20 protein-coding genes and 1 pseudogene are annotated in these 20,161 nt (G+C 67.4%); 10 read left to right on the forward strand and 11 right to left on the reverse strand.

The window, feature by feature from the left end; genetic code table 11:
• Window positions 1–629 (reverse strand): annotated as a pseudogene (locus ACYVKR_RS18095) (hypothetical protein); the annotation flags it as partial.
• 566 nt (window positions 630–1,195) lie between these two features.
• Between ACYVKR_RS18095 and ACYVKR_RS18100 the strand changes: the two are divergent.
• The gene (locus ACYVKR_RS18100; RefSeq protein ID WP_460482351.1) at window positions 1,196–2,446 is read left to right on the forward strand and encodes a L,D-transpeptidase Cds6 family protein; all 1,251 of its coding nucleotides are present in this window, start codon (window positions 1,196–1,198) and stop codon (window positions 2,444–2,446) included.
• Window positions 2,447–2,519: 73 nt separating this feature from the next.
• Window positions 2,520–3,944, forward strand: coding sequence for a L,D-transpeptidase family protein (locus ACYVKR_RS18105; RefSeq protein WP_460482352.1), 1,425 nt, complete (start codon window positions 2,520–2,522; stop codon window positions 3,942–3,944).
• A 120-nt stretch (window positions 3,945–4,064) separates the two neighbouring features.
• On the opposite strand, the gene ACYVKR_RS18110 is transcribed toward ACYVKR_RS18105, so the two are convergent.
• Entirely contained in the window at window positions 4,065–5,489 is a 1,425-nt protein-coding gene (locus tag ACYVKR_RS18110) for a coniferyl aldehyde dehydrogenase (RefSeq protein ID WP_460482353.1), read from the reverse strand.
• Window positions 5,490–5,606: 117 nt separating this feature from the next.
• On the opposite strand from ACYVKR_RS18110, the gene ACYVKR_RS18115 reads away from it, so the two are divergent.
• A complete protein-coding gene (locus ACYVKR_RS18115) occupies window positions 5,607–6,236 on the forward strand; it encodes a LysE family translocator (RefSeq protein ID WP_460482354.1) in 630 nt (209 codons plus the stop codon).
• On the opposite strand, the gene ACYVKR_RS18120 is transcribed toward ACYVKR_RS18115, so the two are convergent.
• From ACYVKR_RS18120 to ACYVKR_RS18140, 5 genes are read right to left on the reverse strand one after another with little or no spacing between them, the layout of a single operon-like run.
• Complete coding sequence (locus ACYVKR_RS18120) at window positions 6,237–7,049, reverse strand: LytR/AlgR family response regulator transcription factor (RefSeq protein WP_460482355.1); 813 nt, start codon at window positions 7,047–7,049, stop codon at window positions 6,237–6,239.
• Window positions 7,018–8,073 carry a sensor histidine kinase gene (locus ACYVKR_RS18125; RefSeq protein WP_460482356.1) on the reverse strand — a complete coding sequence of 352 codons (1,056 nt, stop codon included), beginning with the start codon at window positions 8,071–8,073 and terminating at the stop codon, window positions 7,018–7,020. Before ACYVKR_RS18125 ends, ACYVKR_RS18120 begins: the two co-directional genes overlap by 32 nt.
• A 4-nt stretch (window positions 8,074–8,077) precedes the next feature.
• Window positions 8,078–8,377 (reverse strand): 2TM domain-containing protein, encoded by a 300-nt coding sequence (locus ACYVKR_RS18130; RefSeq protein ID WP_460482357.1) that lies wholly within the window; start codon window positions 8,375–8,377, stop codon window positions 8,078–8,080.
• Between the two features lie 29 nt (window positions 8,378–8,406).
• On the reverse strand, window positions 8,407–8,697 hold the full coding sequence (locus tag ACYVKR_RS18135; RefSeq protein WP_460482358.1) for a 2TM domain-containing protein: 291 nt from the start codon (window positions 8,695–8,697) through the stop codon (window positions 8,407–8,409).
• Between the two features lie 33 nt (window positions 8,698–8,730).
• Complete coding sequence (locus ACYVKR_RS18140; RefSeq protein WP_460482359.1) at window positions 8,731–9,150, reverse strand: DUF2306 domain-containing protein; 420 nt, start codon at window positions 9,148–9,150, stop codon at window positions 8,731–8,733.
• 187 nt (window positions 9,151–9,337) lie between these two features.
• On the opposite strand from ACYVKR_RS18140, the gene ACYVKR_RS18145 reads away from it, so the two are divergent.
• Entirely contained in the window at window positions 9,338–10,345 is a 1,008-nt protein-coding gene (locus tag ACYVKR_RS18145) for a patatin-like phospholipase family protein (protein ID WP_460482752.1), read from the forward strand.
• 15 nt (window positions 10,346–10,360) lie between these two features.
• Here ACYVKR_RS18145 and ACYVKR_RS18150 read toward each other — a convergent pair whose 3' ends face one another.
• From ACYVKR_RS18150 to ACYVKR_RS18165, 4 genes are all read right to left on the reverse strand, one after another.
• Window positions 10,361–11,518 (reverse strand): pyridoxal phosphate-dependent aminotransferase, encoded by a 1,158-nt coding sequence (locus ACYVKR_RS18150; RefSeq protein ID WP_460482360.1) that lies wholly within the window; start codon window positions 11,516–11,518, stop codon window positions 10,361–10,363.
• A 74-nt stretch (window positions 11,519–11,592) separates the two neighbouring features.
• On the reverse strand, window positions 11,593–12,534 hold the full coding sequence (locus ACYVKR_RS18155; protein ID WP_460482361.1) for a CysB family HTH-type transcriptional regulator: 942 nt from the start codon (window positions 12,532–12,534) through the stop codon (window positions 11,593–11,595).
• Between the two features lie 54 nt (window positions 12,535–12,588).
• Window positions 12,589–12,981 (reverse strand): sirohydrochlorin chelatase, encoded by a 393-nt coding sequence (locus ACYVKR_RS18160; protein WP_460482362.1) that lies wholly within the window; start codon window positions 12,979–12,981, stop codon window positions 12,589–12,591.
• A 97-nt stretch (window positions 12,982–13,078) separates the two neighbouring features.
• Entirely contained in the window at window positions 13,079–14,278 is a 1,200-nt protein-coding gene (locus ACYVKR_RS18165) for an amino acid aminotransferase (RefSeq protein WP_460482363.1), read from the reverse strand.
• A gap of 128 nt (window positions 14,279–14,406) precedes the next feature.
• Between ACYVKR_RS18165 and uvrB the strand changes: the two genes are divergently transcribed.
• From uvrB to hscB, 6 genes are all read left to right on the forward strand, one after another.
• The gene (gene uvrB / locus ACYVKR_RS18170) at window positions 14,407–16,500 is read left to right on the forward strand and encodes an excinuclease ABC subunit UvrB (protein ID WP_460482364.1); all 2,094 of its coding nucleotides are present in this window, start codon (window positions 14,407–14,409) and stop codon (window positions 16,498–16,500) included.
• Between the two features lie 219 nt (window positions 16,501–16,719).
• Window positions 16,720–17,256: a Fe-S cluster assembly transcription factor gene (gene iscR, locus ACYVKR_RS18175; protein WP_460482365.1), complete on the forward strand. Its 537-nt coding sequence runs from the start codon at window positions 16,720–16,722 to the stop codon at window positions 17,254–17,256.
• A 175-nt stretch (window positions 17,257–17,431) separates the two neighbouring features.
• The gene (locus tag ACYVKR_RS18180; protein WP_460482366.1) at window positions 17,432–18,652 is read left to right on the forward strand and encodes an IscS subfamily cysteine desulfurase; all 1,221 of its coding nucleotides are present in this window, start codon (window positions 17,432–17,434) and stop codon (window positions 18,650–18,652) included.
• 34 nt (window positions 18,653–18,686) lie between these two features.
• Window positions 18,687–19,085 carry an iron-sulfur cluster assembly scaffold protein gene (gene iscU, locus ACYVKR_RS18185; RefSeq protein WP_460482367.1) on the forward strand — a complete coding sequence of 133 codons (399 nt, stop codon included), beginning with the start codon at window positions 18,687–18,689 and terminating at the stop codon, window positions 19,083–19,085.
• Between the two features lie 6 nt (window positions 19,086–19,091).
• Window positions 19,092–19,415 carry a HesB/IscA family protein gene (gene iscA / locus ACYVKR_RS18190; RefSeq protein WP_460482368.1) on the forward strand — a complete coding sequence of 108 codons (324 nt, stop codon included), beginning with the start codon at window positions 19,092–19,094 and terminating at the stop codon, window positions 19,413–19,415.
• A gap of 152 nt (window positions 19,416–19,567) precedes the next feature.
• Window positions 19,568–20,086, forward strand: a complete 519-nt coding sequence (gene hscB, locus ACYVKR_RS18195; RefSeq protein WP_460482369.1) for a Fe-S protein assembly co-chaperone HscB — start codon at window positions 19,568–19,570, stop codon at window positions 20,084–20,086.
• The last annotated feature ends 75 nt before the right edge of the window (window positions 20,087–20,161 follow it).

A 20,161-nucleotide genomic window follows, 5' to 3' on the forward strand; every position in this document is an offset into this window, starting at 1 on the left:
GTGGGATTGGTCGGATTCGTAGGGTTGGTCGGGCTCGTCGGATCCGTGGGATTGGTCGGATTCGTAGGGTCAGTCGGACCCGTCGGGTGGGGCGGATTGTTGTCGTCGTCGTCGTTGTTGTTCAAACCTGCGATCAACGCGCCAGCGCCGAGGCCTGCCAGGCCGGCCAGCAGGAAGTCGCCCAGCACCGAGCCGCCGGCATCGGTGGCTTCCTTGGTAACGATCAGGCCCACGGCGTCGTCATCGCTGGCCGGCACCACGTCCACATTGCCGGACGCCAGGTCCAGCACCAGGGCTCCGCCGTTCGGGCCGCCGGCGTTCAGGGTCGCCTCCGTGCCACCGGCAAAGGTGCCCACCAGCTTCTGGCCGCCGGCGCCGCTGAACAGGGCCTGGGCGCTGCCGTCCGCCGGCACGACAATCTTGTCGCCGACCTGCAGCTTGGCGCCGGCTTCCGCGGCGACGGTCTGGCCGTCGCGCACGATCTGCACGCCCGGCGACACCTTGGAAAGGGTGGCGGTGGCGGAAGAGGCCTTGGCCGAGGCGGTCGCTGCGCCGGCGCCAACGCTGGTGCTGGCGACATTCGCCTGAGCGACAGTGACGCTGGTGAGTGGTGTTGCGGAGGTTGTCATTTGCTCTTCCCTGCTTGGTTGAAGGTTCAATCGGAAAGCACCGGCATACGCCGTCGGGCTTGTGTGATGGAACCCATCCGCAACATGCGTGCCACATCGGCCATGTAGCCACTGGCATTTGGTTTCTGCTTGGTAATTGATTGTTTTTATGAGGAAAAAATTTTCCTAAATGATTGATTCCGCAATGTTTGCACCGTTTTTTTGTGTGGCGTTACGGTCGACGTAACGTAACGTTTGGGGTGTGTACCCGTATCTTTTCGCGTTTCCCGGGTGGTTAAAGGGCCCTGGATTCCTGCATATTGGGAAGCTTGGAGATAAGGCCCAATGCTCATCGAATGAGGCTATTAGCGATGGTGCGATCTGTATAATCAAAGGCTTTGGGTCATGGCGCCGCGAGGTGCCCAGACCCAGCCCCAGCGCGAATTCCTCGCCGCCTTTGTTTCCCCCTTTTTCTGCATAGAAAAGAACGCCATATGCTGATTGCGTCCCAGGTTCCGTCGCGTATTCCTGAGCGTGCAGGCTCGCCATTGTCCCGATCGGTGGCTGCTGTGTTGGTGGGGTGGTGCATGTCCATGTACATGCTGCCGGCCCATGCCTCGCGCGAATCGGAGGAAGTGGCCCAGCTGCTGGAGCAAGGCAAGGCAGACCAGGCGGCCAAGCAGGCGGACGGCTATCTCAAGCAGAACCCGGGCGACGTGGAGATGCGGTTTATCCGTGGCGTGGTGGCCACCGAGCAGAAACAGAATGCACAGGCCATCAAGATATTCTCGGCACTGACCCGCGAATATCCCAATATGCCCGAGCCCTATAACAACCTGGCGGTGCTGTATGCCGCCGACGGGCAGGAGCGCAAGGCCGCGGAAGCGCTGGAGCAGGCCATCCGCACCAACCCCAGCTATACGACGGCCCACGAGAACCTGGGCGACCTGTATGCCCGCATGGCCAGCGAAGCCTATTCCAAGGCGCTGCAGCTGGACGGCTCGCGCCAGGCCCTCAAGCCCAAGCTGGCGCTGATCACCCAGATCGTTCCCGGCCAGACGGGCCAGGCCAAGGCCATGGTGGCCAGCGCAGGGCAGGCGGCCGCAGTGGCGCCGCTGCCCGCACCGGCGGCTGCGCCCGCGGCCCCGCGTGCCAAGGCCCCCGAACCCAAGCCGGAAAGCAAGCCCGAGGTCAAGCCGGAGCCCAAGGCCGAGCCCAAGGTGGAGGCCAAGCCCGAACCCAAGGCCGAGCCCAAGCCGGCCGCCAAGCCTGTCGAGGTGGCGGTTGCCGCCGCGCCTGCGGCGCCCACCCCCGTGGTCGTTGCCAAGGCAGAGGCCAAGCCCGAACCCAAGCCTAAGGCAGAACCCAAGCCGGAAGCCAAGGCCGAGCCGAAGCCGGAACCCAAGGCTGACCCCAAACCCAAGCCCGCCGCCAAGAGCGAGGACGCGCCGGCAAAGGCCGTGGCTGCCGCCGCGCCCGCTGCCGACGCCAAGGCTGCATCGCCGGCCACCACCGAGGTGGAAGCCGCCGTCAACGCCTGGGCGTCTGCCTGGGAAAAGCAGGACATGACCCGCTACCTGGACGCCTACAGCGACAAGTTCACGCCCGCCGACGGCAGCAGCCTGGCCAAGTGGCGCGATACGCGCCGCCAGCGCATCGTGGGCAAGAGCGAGATTTCGGTGTCGCTGCGCAACCTGAAGGTGGCCATCGACGGCGACAAGGCGACGGCGAATTTCCGCCAGCACTATACGGCCGGGGCGCTGAAGAGCACGGCGCGCAAGACCCTGACGCTGCACCGCGAGAAGGGGCAGTGGCGCATCATCAGCGAAACCACCTGATGCCGGGCCTGCGGTGCCTGGCCACTCGGGCATGATCCGACGGATAGCGCCCCCTGGAAGGAAAGTACGGGCAATGCCCATTTGCAAGCAGTTTTGGCGACCCTGGGTCGTGATGGTGGCGGTGGCCCTGGGGGCGGGTGCGCTCGTTCCGGTCCAGGCCCAGGCCGACAAGCCCCGGTCCAAGGCCGCCAGGCAGGAGAGCCGTGCCGAGGAAAAGGCCGCCAGGCGCGCCCGCTCGGCGAAGGCCCGCGGCGCGGCTGCCGCCGTCGCTGCCGGAACCCTGCCCGCCGTGACGGTCACCGCCGCGGCCGTACACAACAACAGCGAGGCGCGCCTGCTGGGCGTGATCGACCTGGTCAAGCGCCAGGAGCTGGACGCGGCGCTGAAGGCCGCAGCCAGCCTGACCGCCGACGTACCCCACTTCCAGGCCGCGCAGCTGGTGTATGCCGACCTGCTGCGCTTTCGCACCGGCCGCGCCCCGGCGCTGGGCTACACGCCGGCCCCGGCGCCGGCCCGCGCCGGCATCCTGGTCAAGAACACCGTGCCCGCGGCCGCACCCGTGCCGGCCGAGGCCCAGGAATGGCAGGCCCAACTGCAGGGCCTGCAGCAGGAGCTGCGCCAGCGCGTGCAGGGCGCGGCCTCGCTGCCGCCCACCGGCAGCATCCCCAGCGAGTTCCTGGTGCTGGGCCCTTCCGTGCGCCATGCCATCGCCATCGATGCCAGCAAGTCGCGCCTGTACCTGTTTGCGAACGAGGATGGCAAGCTGCGCCTGACCGGGGACTTCTACGTCTCGGTCGGCAAGCTGGGCATGGACAAGGCGGAAGAGGGCGACCAGCGCACGCCGCAGGGCATGTATTTCATCGGCCGCGAGATCCCCGGCCGCCGGCTGCCCGATCTGTACGGCAAGGGCGCGCTCACCGTCAACTACCCCAACGACTGGGACCGGGCCATGGGCCGCTCGGGCGCGGGCATCTGGCTGCACGGCTCGCCGCCGCAGCAGTTCGCCCGGCTGCCGCAGGCCAGCGATGGCTGCGTGGTGCTGGCCAACCCCGACCTGACGCTGCTGATGAAGACCGTGGCCCCGCAGACCCCGGTGCTGATCCGCGACCGGCTGCAGTGGGGCATGCCGGCGGACCTGCCGCACAAGAAGGCGGTGGACGGCTTCATGCCGGTGCTGGCCGCGTGGCAGCAGGTCTGGGCCAGCGCCGATCCGGGCAAGCTCGACACGGTCTACGCCGCCGACTTCCGCGCCTCCGAGCCGGCGCGCGCCTCGCAGCAGCGGCTGGCCGCCATGTTCAAGAACCCGGACGTGAGCGTGCAGGAAGTCTCGGTCTACAGCTGGCGCGACGCCAAGGGCGAGATCCGCATCGCCAACCTGCGCGTGAAGAGCAAGGCCTTTGCCGAGACCCTGCCGCTGCGCCAGTACTGGCGCAAATCCGGCGACCGCTGGATCCTGTTCTCGGAAGAAGTGCAGGGCTACGCCCGGCAGGCCGGCTGAGCGCTTTGTAAAAATAATAGCTGCTAGCGCTTGGTGTGCATGAATTTCAAATGGTTTTGCATTTGAAATCCGCTAAAAAAAAGCGCAAGCAGCTATTGAAAAAGAAGCGAAATCTCGTCCTCAACCCATGCGCTTGAGCAGCCGCAGCAAACGCTCGAAGGTCTTGCCGTAGGGTGGATGCAGCAGGCCGGCACCGTTCAGGCGCGACTGCTCGAACACCGGCTTGGCGTGGCTGAAGGTGCGGAACCCCCATTCGCCGTGGTAGGCGCCCATGCCGCTCGTGCCCACGCCGCCAAAGGGCTGCGACTCCTGCGCGAAATGCCAGAGGCAGTCGTTGACCGTGACCCCGCCCGAGACGGTCTCGGCAAGCACGCGGTCGCGGCTGCGGCCGTCGCGGCCCCACCAGTACAGCGCCAGCGGTCGCTCGCGCCCGTTCACGAAATCGATGGCCTCGCCGATGTCGCCGTAGCCGACGATGGGCAGCACCGGGCCGAAGATTTCCTCCTGCATGGCGCGCATGCCGGGCTGCGCGTCGAGCAGCAGCGTGGGCGCAAACCTGCGGCCGCTGCCCGGCGGGCCGAAGCAGGGCTGCACGGCCCGCGCGCCGGCGCGGACCGCCTCGTCCACCAGCGCGGCCAGGCGCTCGGCATGGCGCTGGTGGATGAGGGCCGTGTAGTCCGGGTTGTCGGCGCGCTCGCCATACATCTGCCGCGCCGCGCCCGCGATGGCCGCCACCAGCGCATCGCGCAGGCCGTGCGGCACCAGCACGTAGTCGGGCGCGATGCAGGTCTGCCCCGCGTTCAGCAGCTTGCCGAAGGCCAGGCTGCGCCCGGCGGCGGCGAGATCGGCGCTGGCGTCGATGATCGCGGGCGACTTGCCGCCCAGCTCCAGCGTCACCGGCGTCAGGTGGCGGGCCGCCGCCACCGCCACCTCGCGGCCGACGGCCGTGGAGCCGGTGAACAGCAAGTGGTCGAACGGCAGGCCTGCAAAGGCCGCGCCCACGTCGGCGCCGCCGTTGACCACCAGCAGCTCCTCGGCATCGAAATGCTCGCCCACCATGCGCGCCAGCAAGGCCGAGCAGGCCGGCGTGTGCTCCGACGGCTTGACCATCGCACGGTTGCCCGCGGCAAGGGCGGCGATCACCGGGCCGATCGCCAGCTGGTACGGGTAGTTCCAGGGCGCCATCACGCCCACCACGCCGAGCGGCTGGCGCAGCAGGCGGTTGCGGCCGGGCAGGAAGTGCAGCGCCGTGGGCATGCGCCGCGGCAGCATCCACGCGCCCAGGTGGCGGCGGGCGTGGCGGATGGCCGAGGCCACCGGCAGCAGGTCGCAGAGCTCGGTCTCGTGCGCGCTGCGGTGGCCGAAGTCGGCGGCGATGGCCTCGATCAGCGGCTGGCGGTGGCGCTCGGTCATCTCGGCCAGGCGGCGCAGCCGGTCCAGCCGCAGCGCCTGGCTGGGGTTGGGCTGTGCGCGGTGGGCCCGGCGCTGCAGGGCCAGCAGCTCCGCCAGGGAAGGCTGCGTGGCCGTGGGTTCGTGCTGCTGCATGGGAAGGCTCCGGTTGCCGGCGATTATGGGGCCGGGCAGGGCGCATGCCGGCCCTTCCGCGAAAGCGGCAACCCCGGGTAAACTGCCCATCCCTTTCCTGCCCTTCCGGTCGCTTCCATGGACGCCCTGGCCTTTGCCCCTCTCGCGGTGCTGATCTCGCTCACGCCCGGCCCCAACAACTTCTGTGCGCTGAACAACGGCATGCGCGCGGGCGTGGTCAAGGCGCTGTGGGCCACCTTCGGGCGCGTGGCGGCGTTCGCCATCTTCCTGACCGTCTCGGCCGTGGGCCTGGGCGCCATGCTGCTGGCCTCGGAGGCAGCGTTCACCGCCGTCAAGTGGGTGGGCGCGGTCTACCTGTTCTGGCTGGGCTGCAAGGCCTGGCGCAGCCGCGACTTCAGCGGCTTCGACCAGATCGAGGATGCGGCGGCCACGGCGCGCCCGGCCTGGCCGGTGCGCCGGCTGATCGCGCAGGAGTTCGGCCTGGCCATCACCAACCCCAAGGCCATCGTGCTGTTCGCGGCCATCTTCCCGCAGTTCATCGACCCCGCGCAGCCACCGGCGCACCAGTTCCTGGTGCTGGGCTCGATCTACCTGTGCAGCGAGTTCGTCTCCACCGCCGTCTACGCCACCGGCGGGCGCCAGATCCGCCGCTGGATCCGCACGCCGCGCGGCGCATTGCGGCTGAACCGCGCCACCGGCGGCATCTTCATGGGCGCGGGCGGGCTGCTGCTCACCGCGCAGCGTTGATCACATCGCCTTGAAGCGCTGGGCGTAGACGCGGCTCACCGCCAGGCGCTCGGGCCGGCCGCGCAGCTGCAGGCTCAGCCGCCCGGCCTCGTCGCGCGTGGCGGTGGCGATGGCACTGGCGCGCACCACCGTGCCGCGGTGCACCTGCCAGAACACGTGGGGGTCGAGCTGGGCGAGAAGCTCCTTCAGCGGCATGCGGATCAGGAATTCCTGCGTGGCGGTGAGCACGCGCAGGTATTTGTCGGCCGCCTCCACATAGACCACGTCGGCCACCGGCACGAGGTGGATCTGCGCGCCCTGGCTGGCCTGGATCACCTCGAGCCGCGGCGGGGCCGCCGCCGGCGCGCCCAGGCCCGGCGCGCCGAGCAGCGCGCGCAGCTGCTCCAGCGTGGCGCGCAGGCCCGCGCCCGGCGCGGCCGTGGGCGCGCGGGCCGCCAGCGCCGCGCGCAGCTTGTGCACGGTCTTTTCCAGCCGCTCGGGCTGCACGGGCTTGAGCAGGTAGTCCACCGCCTGGGCCTCGAAGGCCTGCACCGCGTACTGGTCGTAGGCGGTGACGAAGACCAGGGCCGGAAAGGGCTCGCCCGCCGGCCAGGCGTCGGCCAGCTCGGCCGCGGCCTCGAGGCCGCTCTGGCCCGGCATGCGGATGTCGAAGAACAGCACGTCGGGCCGCAGCGCCAGCGCCTGCTGCACGGCGCCGAGGCCGTCGCCCACGGTGGCGGCGATGGCCAGCTCGGGCCAGGCGCGCGCCAGCTCGTGCTGCAGCGCGGCGGCGAGCAGCGGTTCATCCTCGGCGATCAGGGCGGTGGTGGGCATTTTTTAAAGGAAAAGTGACGGTAACGCTGGTGCCACCTGCGGGAGCAGCTATCAATTCAAGAGTGCCATCGGCACCATGCAGCGTGGCCAGCCGCTCGCGCACCTGGCGCAGGCCAAAGCCGGTGCCGGCCGTGGCCGCGCCGGGCCCGGCGCCGTTGTCGTGCACGCCGAGCTGCACGCGCGCGCCGCCGTCCAGCAGCCGCGCCCGCACCTCGATGCGCCCGCCGGCCACCTGCGGCTCCAGGCCGTGGCGGATGGCATTCTCGACCAGCGGCTGCAGCAGCAGCGGCGGCACGGGCACGGCCTGCAGCGCCTCGGGCAGGTCGAGCGCATAGGCCAGGCGCGGGCCCATGCGCACGGCCATCAGCTCCAGGTAGTCGGCCAGGCGCGCGAACTCGTCGGCCAGCGGATGCTCGATGCTGCGCGAGGCGGCGAGCGTGGCGCGCAGGTAGGCGATCAGCCGGTCGAGCATGTGCTGGGCGCGGGCCGGGTCGGTGGCGATCAGCGCGCGCAGGTTGGCCAGGGTGTTGAACAGCATGTGCGGCTCGAGCTGGGTCTCCAGCAGCTTGAGGCGCGCCTCGGTGGCCTGGCCGTGGGCCTCGGCCATGCGTGCCGCCAGCCAGGCGCTCTTGCCGCGGGTGTGGAACCAGTAGGTGCCCGCCGTGCCGGCGAGCAGCGTGATGGCGATGGAGATGCGCAATTGCCCGTCACCGCTGCCCCAGGTCGACAGGCCCGTCCACCAATCGCCCAGCAGCGTGCCCAGCGCAAAGCCCGCCACGATGCCCCCGGCGGGCAGGGCCACGGCGCGCCAACCCGTGGGCCAGCCGGTCTCGGCGCTGGACGTGAGCAGGTGGCGGCCCAGGTCGATGAAGGCCCAGCACAGCACGCCTATGCACAGCGAGTAGGTGAGCGCGATCCCGTAGGGCCGCTCGGGCTGGAAGGCATACTGGATCGCCGGGATCACCAGGCAGAAGGCCACGGTCTGCAGCAGGTGCCGCAGCTGCTCGAGCCAGTCGATGCGCATGGCCTCAGGGCCTCTCGTTCCCGCGGCTGTGTTCGCGCCGCAGCTTCTCGCGCTCGCGCTGCACCATGCGCTCGCGCAGGCCGCTGCCTGTGCCCAGCACGAAGACCGATACGCCATGCAGCGCCAGCCCCAGGCCCCAGCCCAGCAGCGGCCACACCGACCAGGGCCGTTCGCCCCAGCCATGGCGCGACAGCGCGAACAGCGCCAGGTTGACGAGCACATAGACCAGTGCATGCACATACCAGCCCAGCTTGGCGCCGGCGCGCTTGCGCGCCAGGCGGTCGATGTCGTCGTCGGAGATCATGGCGGCCATTGTAGGGAGGGCGCCGCGGCTCAGGGGCGCTGCTGCTGCGCGATGCGGGCGCGTTCGTTGCGCACCAGGCGCTCGAACCAGCCGCCGCTGCCGGTCACCACGAAGACGACGATGCCGTGCACCGCCAGCCCCAGGCCCCAGCCCAGCGCCGGGTAGATGGCCCAGTGGCGCCCGTTGGCGAACGACAGCGCCGCCAGCAGCAGGTTGACGCAGAGGTAGACGCTGGCGTGGATATACCAGCCGAGCTTGGCGCCGGCGCGCCGGCGGGCGAGAAGGTCTATGTTGCTGTCGCAGTAGCTGGTCGGGTACATGGTGGATCTCCTGGGGTGGATGAAGGGAAGGGGTCAGAGCCAGCCGAGCTGCGTGCCCAGCCAGTGGCCGAGCAGCCGGCTCGGCAGCAGCGTGAAGAAGCCCGCCACCACGCAGGCACCCAGGTACAGGCGTTGCATGGCCTGGCGGTGGCCGGTGATGTTGCCGCGCAGCAGCTGGCGGAACGAGAGGAACAGCATGCCCAGCGTCAGTGGGATCAGCAGGTGGATGGGGCCGAAGCCGCCCCAGCGCGGGCCCTGCGTGCCGTGGATGAACAGCGCCGAGATGGCGGTCGCCACCATCAGCGTCACCCAGGCATAGCCGGCGGCGCGGTGCAGGCGCGGATGCTGGGCGCGGCCCATGCGCGCCCACAGCGCCACCGGGCCCAGGGCCGTGGCGGCGATCGCAGCGCTGGCGTGGATGGCGATCAGCGGGGTCAGGTTCTGGATGGACATGGCGGGCTCCGTGGCAGGCATGGGTGTACTGTGCCCGCGCGCCCCGCTGCCCGCGAGCGCCTTGCGACGGGTGGCAGCCCGGCGGCGCGAACGGCGGTTCAGGCGGGATGGACGGTGCGTGGCGGGCCGGGCCGGGCCGGGCCGGGCCGCTATACTGCCTGCCCCTATGCAAGCACGATCTCCCGGCATGCGCCTGAACGTCTTTTTGCGGCCCCTGGCCTGCGTGGCCTGGGCGGGCCTGGCCGCCTGCAGCAGCAACCCGCCGGCACCGTCGCCGGTGGCCGCTGCCACGCCCACACAGGCGCCGGCGCCCGTGAAGGTCGGCGTGGCGCTGGGCGGCGGCGCTGCCAAGGGCTTTGCCCATATCGGGGTCATCAAGATGCTCGAGGCCAATGGCTTCGCGCCGGCCGTGGTGGCCGGCACCAGCGCCGGCAGCGTGGTGGGCGCCCTCTATGCCAGCGGCATGAACGCCTTCGAGCTGCAGGAAAAGGCCGTGGCGCTGGACGAGGCCAGGATCCGCGACCTGCAGCTGTCCTCGGGCGGCCTGGTGCTGGGCCAGAAGCTGGAAGACTACGTGAACGAGCAGGTGCGCCGCAAGCCGCTGGAGCAGATGGCCAAGCCCTTCGTGGCGGTGGCGACGCGGCTCGAGGACGGCGAGCGCACCGTGTTCTCGCGCGGCAACACGGGACAGGCGGTGCGCGCATCCAGCAGCGTGCCGGGCGTGTTCCAGCCGGTGGTCATCGGCAAGTACCACTTCGTCGATGGCGGCATCGTCAGCCCGGTGCCGGTGGATGCCGCGCGCCAGCTGGGCGCCGACGTGGTGATCGCCGTCGACATCTCCAACAAGGCCCAGGGCCAGATGCCGGGCAACGCGTTGGGCGCGCTGAGCCAGTCCATCGCCATCATGGGCCAGAAGCTGGGGCAGGCCGAGCTGGCCCGCGCCGACATCGTGCTGCGCCCCAGGGTGCTCGACATTGGCCCGGCCGATTTCAGCCAGCGCGCGAATGCCATCCTGGAAGGCGAGCGAGCCGCCACGGCCGCCATGCCGCAGATCCGCGAGAAGATCGCCAAACTGCAGATCGAGCGTGCCGAAGCGGCGCGCCTGGCCCAACGCCAAGCCTGCCTGGAGCAGCGCTCGCGCCTGCAGAAGCTGGCCGGCATGGCGGGGATGGACGACTCCTGTATCGTCCCTTGAGCGCCCCTTGAGTCCTTACAGCTTGCGCAGCTGTTCCAGCGCCGCGCGCAGCGTCTCGTCCTTCTTGGCGAAGCAGAAGCGGATCACCTTCTGGTCGAAGCCGTCGCCATAGAAGGCCGACAGCGGGATCGCGGCCACGCCGTGTTCCCTGACCAGCTGCTGGCAGTAGTCGGCCTCCGATAGATCCGTGATGCCCGAGATGTCCACGCACTGGAAGTAGGTGCCGGTGCAGGGCAGCAGCTTGAAGCGCGAGCCCGCCAGCCCCGCGCGGAACAGGTCGCGCTTGGCGCTGTAGAAGGCGGGCAGGTCGCGGTAGGGCGCAGGGTTCTTCAGGTAGTCGGCCAGGCCCACCTGCATGGGCGTGTTGACGGTGAAGACGTTGAACTGGTGCACCTTGCGGAACTCGGCCGTCAGTGCCGCGGGCGCGGCCACGGTGCCGACCTTCCAGCCGGTGACGTGGAAGGTCTTGCCGAAGCTCGACACCACGAAGGCCCGCGCCGCCAGGCCCTCGAAGCGCGAGGCGCTCTGGTGCTGGGCGCCGTCGAACACCATGTGCTCGTAGACCTCGTCGCTGAGCAGCAGCACGTTGGTGGGTGCGAGCAGGTCCTGCAGCTGCTGCATCTCCTGCGCCGTCCAGGTGCTGCCGCTGGGGTTGTGCGGCGTGTTGATGATGAGCAGGCGCGTCCTGGCGGTGATGGCGGCGGCGATCTTGCCGAAGTCGGGCCGGAAGGTGATGGGCGTGAGCGGCACGCGCACCACGGTGCCGCCGGCCAGCTCGATGTTGGGCGCGTAGCTGTCATAGCAGGGGTCGAGCACGATGACCTCGTCGCCCGGGCTCACGCAGCAGAGGATGGCCGTCAGGATGGCCTGCGTGGCGCCGGCGGTGACGGTGATCTCGCTGGCCGGATCGTAGCGGCGGCCATACAGCGCCTCGATCTTCTGCGACACGGCCTCGCGCAGTACCGGCATGCCGGGCATGGGCGGGTACTGGTTGTGGCCGGCCTGCATGGCGCGGGTGACGGCATCGACCAGGGCCGGGTCGCAGCCGAAATCGGGAAAGCCCTGGCCCAGGTTGACGGCCTGGTGCTCGGCGGCCAGCGCCGACATCACGGTGAAGATGGTGGTGCCCACGGCGGGCAGGCGGCTTTCGAAGGCGGGGGTGGTCGCTGGCATGGTGAGGGAAGTATTAGTCAAAATGGCATGCGGCGCTTGTGTATCAAGCGCCAGTAGCTATCAATAACGTAGTATCACAGTTCGTAGTCGGCCACATGGCCGACCATGGCGCGGTCGATCAGGTCGCGGCTCAGGCGGTCGCTCAGCAGTTCGGCGAACTTGTAGACGAAGTTGCGCATGTAGGCGCCGCGCTTGAAGGCCACGCGCGCCACGTTCTGGCCGAAGAGGTGGCCCATGGGCCGCACGGCCAGGTCCTTGAGCGGGTCGTCGCGCATCGCCATCTCGGCGACGATGCCCAGGCCCAGGCCCAGGCGCACATAGGTCTTGATCACGTCGGAGTCGATGGCCTCGAGCACGATCTTCGGGGCGAGGTGGCGCTGCGCCATCGCGTGGTCGATCTTGCCGCGGCCGGTGAACGAGGGGTGGTAGGTGATCAGCGGCTCCTGCGCGATGTCCTCGAGCGTGATGCGCTCCTTCTGCGCCAGCGGGTGCTGGTGCGGCATCACCAGCACGTGCTGCCATTCGTAGCAGGGCAGGGTGACGAGGTCAGGGTACTCGGACAGCGACTCGGTGGCCATGCCGATCTCGGCCTGCTCGTCGATCACCATGCGCGCCACCTCGTGCGGCGTGGCCTGGTGCAGGCTGACGGTGACCTTGGGGTAGTGCTCGCGCAGCTTGGCCACCGGCATGGGCAGCACGTAGCGGGCCTGGGTGTGGGTGGTGGCGATCGCCAGCGTGCCGCTGTCCTGGGCGCTGTACTGGTCGCCGATGCGCTTGAGGTTGCCCACCTCGCGCATGATGATCTCTATGCTCTTGAGCACCTGCAGCCCCGGCTCGGTGATGCGCTTGAGGCGCTTGCCGTGGCGGGCGAAGATGTCGATGCCCAGCTCTTCCTCCAGCTCGATGATGGCCTTGGAGACGCCGGGCTGCGAGGTGTGCAGGGCCTTGGCGGCCTCGGTCAGGTTGAGGCCGCGTCGCGCGGCCTCTTGCACGAAACGGAACTGATGCAGGTTCATACGGCAGGGCGTGTATAAAATTTTGCATCATTATGCTTTAAAAGCATATGAGATTCAGGCTCGCAGGTGATCTCCGGCAATGGCCGTCAGCAGCTGCATCACCCGGGCATCCTCGCCCATCGCGGGCGCGATCTGCAGGCGCAGCTGCGGGTGCTGCCTGGCCAGTTCGGCCACCAGCGCGGGAATGTCCTCGCTGGCGTGGCGCCCCACGCCGAACAGCAGTGGCCAGATGGTGATGGTGGTGAGGCCGGGGTGGCGCTCCAGCAGGCGCGCCAGCTCCTCGGGCAGCGGCGGCTCGCACCAGTCGAGGTAGGCATTGCCGACGGCGGCGCCGGGGTGGGCGGCGATCACCGACTCAAGCAGCAGCTCGGCGCTGCGGCGCCAGGCGGGGTCACGCGAGCCGTGCGACAGCAGGATCAGGCCATGGGTGGGATCGTTGGGGGGCATGGTGGCTCTGCGGGGCGGCAGTCAGGAGGGGGCCTGATGGTTGCACAAGAAAAAACGCCGCGCAATGGCGGCGTTTTTCATACCCGTGAGGGGCTGCTTATGCAAGCACCTTGGCCACGCAGGCGCAGACGTAGTCGATGTTCTTGCTGTTGAGCGCAGCGACGCACATGCGGCCGGTGTCGGTGCCGTACACGCCGAACTCGGTGCGCAGGCGCACCATCTGGTCCTTGGACAGGCCGGAGTAGCTGAACATGCCGATCTGCGTGGTGATGAAGCTCATGTCCTGCTGGATGCCGGCGGCCTTCAGGCCGTCGACCAGCTTCTGGCGCATTTCCTTGATGCGCACGCGCATCTCGCCCAGTTCCTTCTCCCACAGCGCGCGCAGCTCGGGGTTGTTCAGCACGGCAGCCACCACCGCGCCGCCATGCGTGGGCGGGTTGGAGTAGTTGGTGCGGATCACGATCTTGAGCTGGCTCAGCACGCGGGCAGCCTCGTCCTTGTCAGCGCAGACCACCGACAGCGCGCCCACGCGCTCGCCGTACAGGCTGAAGCTCTTGGAGAACGAGGTGGACACGAAGATGGTCAGGCCGGCGGCGATGAACTTGTCGATGGCGGCGCCGTCTTCCTTGATGCCGTGGCCGAAGCCCTGGTAGGCCATGTCCAGGAAGGGGGTGAGGTTCTTGGCCTTGACGGCGGCGATCACCTGGTCCCACTGGGCGGCGGTGATATCGTAGCCGGTGGGGTTGTGGCAGCAGGCGTGCAGCACCACGATGGTGCCGGGCGCGGCGGCGTTCAGGTCGGCCAGCATGCCGTCGAAGTCGATGGCGCGGGTGGTGGCGTTGTAGTAGCGGTAGTTGCCCACCTCGAAGCCGGCGTTGGTGAAGATGGCTCGGTGGTTTTCCCAGCTCGGGTCGGAGATCAGCACCTTGGCGCCCGGGCTGAGCTTCTTCAGGAAGTCGGCGCCGATCTTCAGGCCGCCGGTGCCGCCCACGGCCTGCACGGTGGCCACGCGGTTGGAGGTGACGGGCTCGGAGTCGGCGCCGAAGACCAGGGTCTTCACGGCGCTGTCATAGGCGGCGATGCCGTCGATGGGCAGGTAGCCGCGCGGCGTGGGCTTGTCCATCATGGCCTTTTCCGCGGCCTGCACGCACTGCAGCAGGGGCAGCTTGCCGTTGTCGTCGAAATACACACCCACGCCCAGGTTCACCTTGTAGGGGTTGGTGTCGGCGGCGAATTGCTCGTTCAGACCCAGAATCGGGTCGCGGGGTGCCATTTCGACGGCGGAAAACAGAGACATGTCTAGTCCTTGAAGGGTGGTAATTTGCGATGTCGTCCCCAGATGTCATCCATTCCTATGCCACTTCTATGGGGTAGGCTCCGGGGTTAACCCACGTATTTTAGCGGCGCTACCGCCTGCAGCACACCATGCAAGAAGTCACCACAGATGCACCCGGGTCAGGGCAGTTCGTCCAGTACCCCGATTCGCCGTTCCAGCTGTTCCAGCCGTACCCGCCCGCGGGCGACCAGCCGACGGCGATCGCGCAGCTGGTGGAGGGCGTGCAGGACGGCGAGGCCTTCCAGACCCTGCTGGGCGTGACCGGCTCGGGCAAGACCTTCACCATGGCGAACGTGATCGCGCAGCTGGGCCGGCCGGCCATCGTCTTCGCGCCCAACAAGACGCTGGCGGCGCAGCTATATAGCGAGTTCCGCGAGTTCTTCCCCAAGAACGCGGTGGAGTATTTCGTCAGCTACTACGACTACTACCAGCCCGAGGCCTATGTGCCGCAGCGCGATTTGTTCATCGAGAAGGACAGCGCGATCAACGAGCACATCGAGCAGATGCGCCTGTCGTGCACCAAGAGCATCATGGAGCGGCGCGACGTGGTCATCGTGGGCACGGTGTCGGCCATCTACGGCATCGGCGAGCCCGAGAGCTACCACCGCATGATCATGACCATGCGCGTGGGCGACCAGCTCAAGCAGCGCGACGTGATCGCGCAGCTCATCCGCATGCAGTATCAGCGCAACGACCAGGACTTCTCGCGCGGCAAGTTCCGTGTGCGCGGCGACACCATCGACGTCTTCCCGGCCGAGCATTCTGAGCTGGCGATCCGCATCGAGCTGTTCGACGACGAGATCGAGACGCTGTCGCTGTTCGACCCGCTCACCGGGCGCATCCAGCAGAAGATCCCGCGCTTCACCGTCTACCCCAGCAGCCACTACGTGACGCCGCGCGACAAGGTGCTGGCCGCTGTCGAGACCATCAAGGAGGAGCTGGCCGAGCGCCTCAGGCAGCTGGTGGCCGACGGCAAGCTGGTGGAGGCCCAGCGGCTGGAGCAGCGCACGCGCTTCGACCTGGAGATGCTCAGCGAGGTGGGGCACTGCAAGGGCATCGAGAACTACACGCGCCACCTGTCGGGCGCGGCGCCGGGTGATCCGCCGAGCACGCTGACCGACTACCTGCCGCGCGACGCGATCATGTTCCTGGACGAAAGCCACCAGATGATCGGCCAGCTCAACGCCATGTACAACGGCGACCGGGCGCGCAAGACCACGCTGGTGGAATACGGCTTCCGCCTGCCGTCGGCGCTGGACAACCGGCCGCTCAAGTTCGAGGAGTTCGAGCAGCGCATGCGCCAGGTGGTCTTCGTTTCGGCCACGCCGGCCGACTACGAGAAGACCCACGCCGGCCAGGTGGTGGAGCAGGTGGTGCGGCCCACCGGCCTGGTCGATCCCGAGGTCGAGGTGCGCCCCGCCACGCACCAGGTGGACGATGTGCTGCAGGAGATCCGCCTGCGGGTGGAGCGCCACGAGCGCGTGCTCATCACCACGCTGACCAAGCGCATGGCCGAGCAGCTCACCGAATACCTCACCGACAACGGCGTCAAGGTGCGCTACCTGCACAGCGACGTGGACACGGTCGAGCGCGTGGAGATCATCCGCGACCTGCGCCTGGGCGCCTTCGACGTGCTGGTGGGCATCAACCTGTTGCGCGAAGGGCTGGACATTCCCGAGGTGTCGCTGGTGGCCATTCTGGACGCTGACAAGGAAGGTTTCCTGCGCGCCGAGCGCAGCCTGATCCAGACCATTGGCCGGGCCGCGCGCAACCTGCACGGCAAGGCCATCCTGTATGCAGACCGTGTCACCGCATCGATGCAGAAGGCGATGGACGAGACCGGCAGGCGTCGCGCCAGGCAGATCGAATTCAACGAGAAAAACGGAATAGTGCCCAAGAGTATTGTCAAGAGGGTGCGCGACCTGATTGACGGTGTCTATAGCGCGAAAGCGATGGAGGAAATCGAGCGCGTGGAGCAGGTGGCGCTGCAGAAGGCCCAGATCGAGGATTTGTCGGAAAAGGATATTTCCAAGGAAATCAAGCGTTTGGAGAAACAGATGCTCGAGTATGCGCGCAACCTGGAGTTCGAGGCCGCGGCCCGAACCCGCGACCAGTTGAACCTGCTGAAGGAGCGCGCCTTCGGTGCCAGCGGCCATTTCCTAGGGAATCCACCAAAGGGTTAATCCCAATAAAAATGACCGTTCGCGGCTTACCTGAGCAGACTGAGGGGGCTTGTGGTATACTTGCGTAAAACACTCAACAACAACAAGAAAGCCCTATCGATGAATGGGAGTCGCCCTGCGAAAGCGGGGCCGAGCGACGGGCTGGGACGATGCCGATGCGGGTGGCTTGCCTGCATCGGAATGTCTTTGATGATCAAGCCTGACCTCTAAGGAATGATTATGCGACTCACGACCAAAGGCCGTTTTGCCGTAACCGCAATGATTGATCTGGCATTGCGCCAGAACAATGGCCCCGTGACTCTTGCCGCCATCAGCCAGCGCCAGCAGATTTCGCTGTCGTATCTGGAACAACTGTTTGGCAAGCTGCGCCGCCACGAACTGGTGGAATCCACCCGTGGCCCGGGCGGCGGCTATACGCTGGCGCGCAAGGCGGCCGAAATCACCGTGGCCGACATTATTGTCTCGGTGGATGAGCCTATCGATGCCACCCAGTGCGGTGGCAAGGAAAACTGCCTGGGCGAGGCCGGCCGCTGCATGACGCACGAGCTGTGGGCATCGCTGAACCAGCGCATGGTGGAGTTCCTCGACTCCGTGACCCTGCAGAAGCTGGTGGACGACCAACTCGCCAAGGGCATCCAGATCGAGGACAAGCCCGTGGTGCGCCGCGCCATCTCGACCACCCCGGTGGTCAAGCCGATTCGCGTCACGGCGCCGAATTCGGTGTTTGCCCTTGGCAACGCGTTTGCCAAGTCGTGATGCCGTACAACGCCTTCGCCAAATCGTAAGTTTGCGGGTGCGGCGGGCCGGCCCCGCTGCACGCCCGCGGGCCCCATGCTCGGCGGATTTCCGAGGCGTGGTTAACGGTCCGCGGCCGCAATGTTGCAGTGATTCGCTGTTGAATTTGATACAGAGCTAGCCGAGAGAGCCTGCCATGGACATGACCCCACATTTCCCGATTTACCTGGATTACGGCGCTACCACGCCGGTCGACCCGCGCGTGGTGCAAGCCATGATCCCGTGGCTCGGCGAGCATTACGGCAACCCGGCATCGCGCAGCCATGCCTGGGGCTGGGAGGCCGAGGCGGCCGTCGAGAAGGCGCGCGGCGACGTGGCGGCGCTGATCAATGCCGATCCGCGGGAAATCGTCTGGACCAGCGGCGCGACCGAGTCCGACAACCTGGCGATCAAGGGCGCGGCCCAGTTCTATAAGGGCAAGGGCAAGCACCTGATCACGGTGAAGACCGAGCACAAGGCGGTGCTGGACACCATGCGCGCCCTGGAGCGCGAAGGTTTCGAGGTGACCTACCTCGACGTGCAGGAGAACGGCCTGCTCGACCTAGATGTGCTCAAGGCGGCGATCCGCCCCGACACCATCCTGATCAGCGTGATGTTCGTGAACAACGAGATCGGCGTGATCCAGGACATCGCCACCATCGGCGAGATGTGCCGCGAGAAGGGCATCATCTTCCATGTGGATGCGGCCCAGGCCACCGGCAAGGTGGAGATCGACCTGCAGAAGCTCAAGGTCGACCTGATGAGCCTGGCCTCGCACAAGACCTACGGCCCCAAGGGCATCGGTGCGCTGTACGTGCGCCGCAAGCCGCGCATCCGCATCGAGGCGCAGATGCACGGCGGTGGCCACGAGCGTGGCATGCGCTCGGGCACGCTGCCCACGCACCAGATCGTGGGCATGGGCGAGGCCTTCCGCCTGGCCCGCGAGGAGATGGCCAAGGACTACGAGCATGCCCGCACGCTGCAGCAGCACATGCTGAAGGGCCTGTCGGACGTGGAGCAGGTCTTCATCAACGGCGACCTGGTGCAGCGCGTGCCGCACAACCTGAACATGAGCTTCAACTACGTCGAGGGCGAGTCGCTGATCATGGGCATCAAGGGCCTGGCGGTGTCGTCCGGCTCGGCCTGCACCTCGGCCAGCCTGGAGCCCAGCTATGTGCTGCGCGCCCTCGGCCGCAGCGACGAACTGGCGCACAGCAGCCTGCGCATGACCTTCGGCCGCTTCACGAAGCTGGAGGACATCGACTACGCGGTGGATACCATCCGCACCAACGTGGCCAAGCTGCGCGAGCTGAGCCCGCTGTGGGAAATGTTCCAGGACGGGGTGGACCTCTCCACCATCCAATGGGCGGCGCACTGAGCGGCCGCCAGACAAAGTTGACGAGGTAAGCAAAATGGCATATTCGGACAAGGTCGTTGACCACTACGAAAATCCCCGCAATGTGGGTTCGTTCGACAAGGGCGACGAATCGGTGGGTACCGGCATGGTGGGTGCGCCCGCCTGCGGCGACGTGATGAAGCTGCAGATCAAGGTGAACCCCGAGACCGGCGTCATCGAGGACGCACGCTTCAAGACCTACGGCTGCGGCTCGGCGATCGCATCGTCGTCGCTGGTGACCGAATGGGTCAAGGGCAAGACGCTGGACGAGGCCGCTGCGCTCAAGAACAGCGAGATCGCCCAGGAACTGGCGCTGCCGCCGGTGAAGATCCACTGCTCCATCCTGGCGGAAGACGCCATCAAGGCTGCAGTGTCGGACTACAAGGCCAAGCACGCCGCCAAGGTGGAGGCCTGATCGTCCATGGCCGTCACGCTTTCCGAATCGGCGGCACGCCACATCACCCGCTACCTGTCGCGCCGCGGCAAGGGCATGGGCGTGCGCCTGGGCGTCAAGACCACGGGCTGCTCCGGTCTGGCCTACAAGCTGGAATATGTGGACGAGCAGGCGCCTGAGGACGTGGTGTTCGAAGACCACGGCGTGAAGGTGATGATCGATCCCAAGAGCCTGGCCTACATCGACGGCACGGAGTTGGACTTCGTGCGCGAGGGGCTGAACGAGGGCTTCAAGTTCCACAACCCGAACGAGCGCGATCGCTGCGGCTGCGGCGAGAGCTTCCGGATCTAGGCGGGTAGTCTTTAAAAAGAATAGCTGCTGGCGCTTGCTGGATAAGGATTTCAATATCAAATGTATTGAAAACCATTGACTGACAAGCGCAAGCAGCTCACTTTTTGGATGACTGCTCACAGCAAACCGCCTTCGCCGGCGGTTTTTTTACGATGAATCTGCAATCCAACGATTTCGAGCTGTTCGGCGTGGAGCCGCGCTTCGCGCAGGACGCCGCGGTGCTGGCCGAGCGCTGGAAGGAGCTGCAGCGCCAGGCGCACCCCGACAAGTTTGCCGCCCAGGGCGCCGCCGCGCAGCGCGTGGCCATGCAGTGGTCGGTGCGCATCAACGAGGCCTGGCAGCGCCTGAAGGACCCGCTCAAGCGCGCGGCCTACCTGTGCGAGCTGCATGGCGCGCCGATCCGCGCCGAGGACAACACCGCCATGCCCGCGGCCTTCCTGATGGAGCAGATGGAATGGCGCGAGGCGTTGGAGGACGCGGCCACCGCGGCCGACATCGACGCGCTCGACCAGCAGGTGCAGATCGCGCGCCGGGCCATGCTGGGCCGCTGCCAGCTGCTGCTGGACGATGAGTACGACTGGGCCCAGGCCGCGCAGCAGGTCAGAGCCCTTATGTTCGTTGCGCGCTTTCTGGCCGACATCGACCGCCGGCGCGAACAGCTGGAACAATAAAACACGGCTGGCGCAAATCAGGCTGAGGCAAAAGCGTTCGCCCGAAGAAGATCTTCCTGTGCACCCTTGTTTGCG

Source organism: Comamonas humi, from assembly GCF_054782535.1.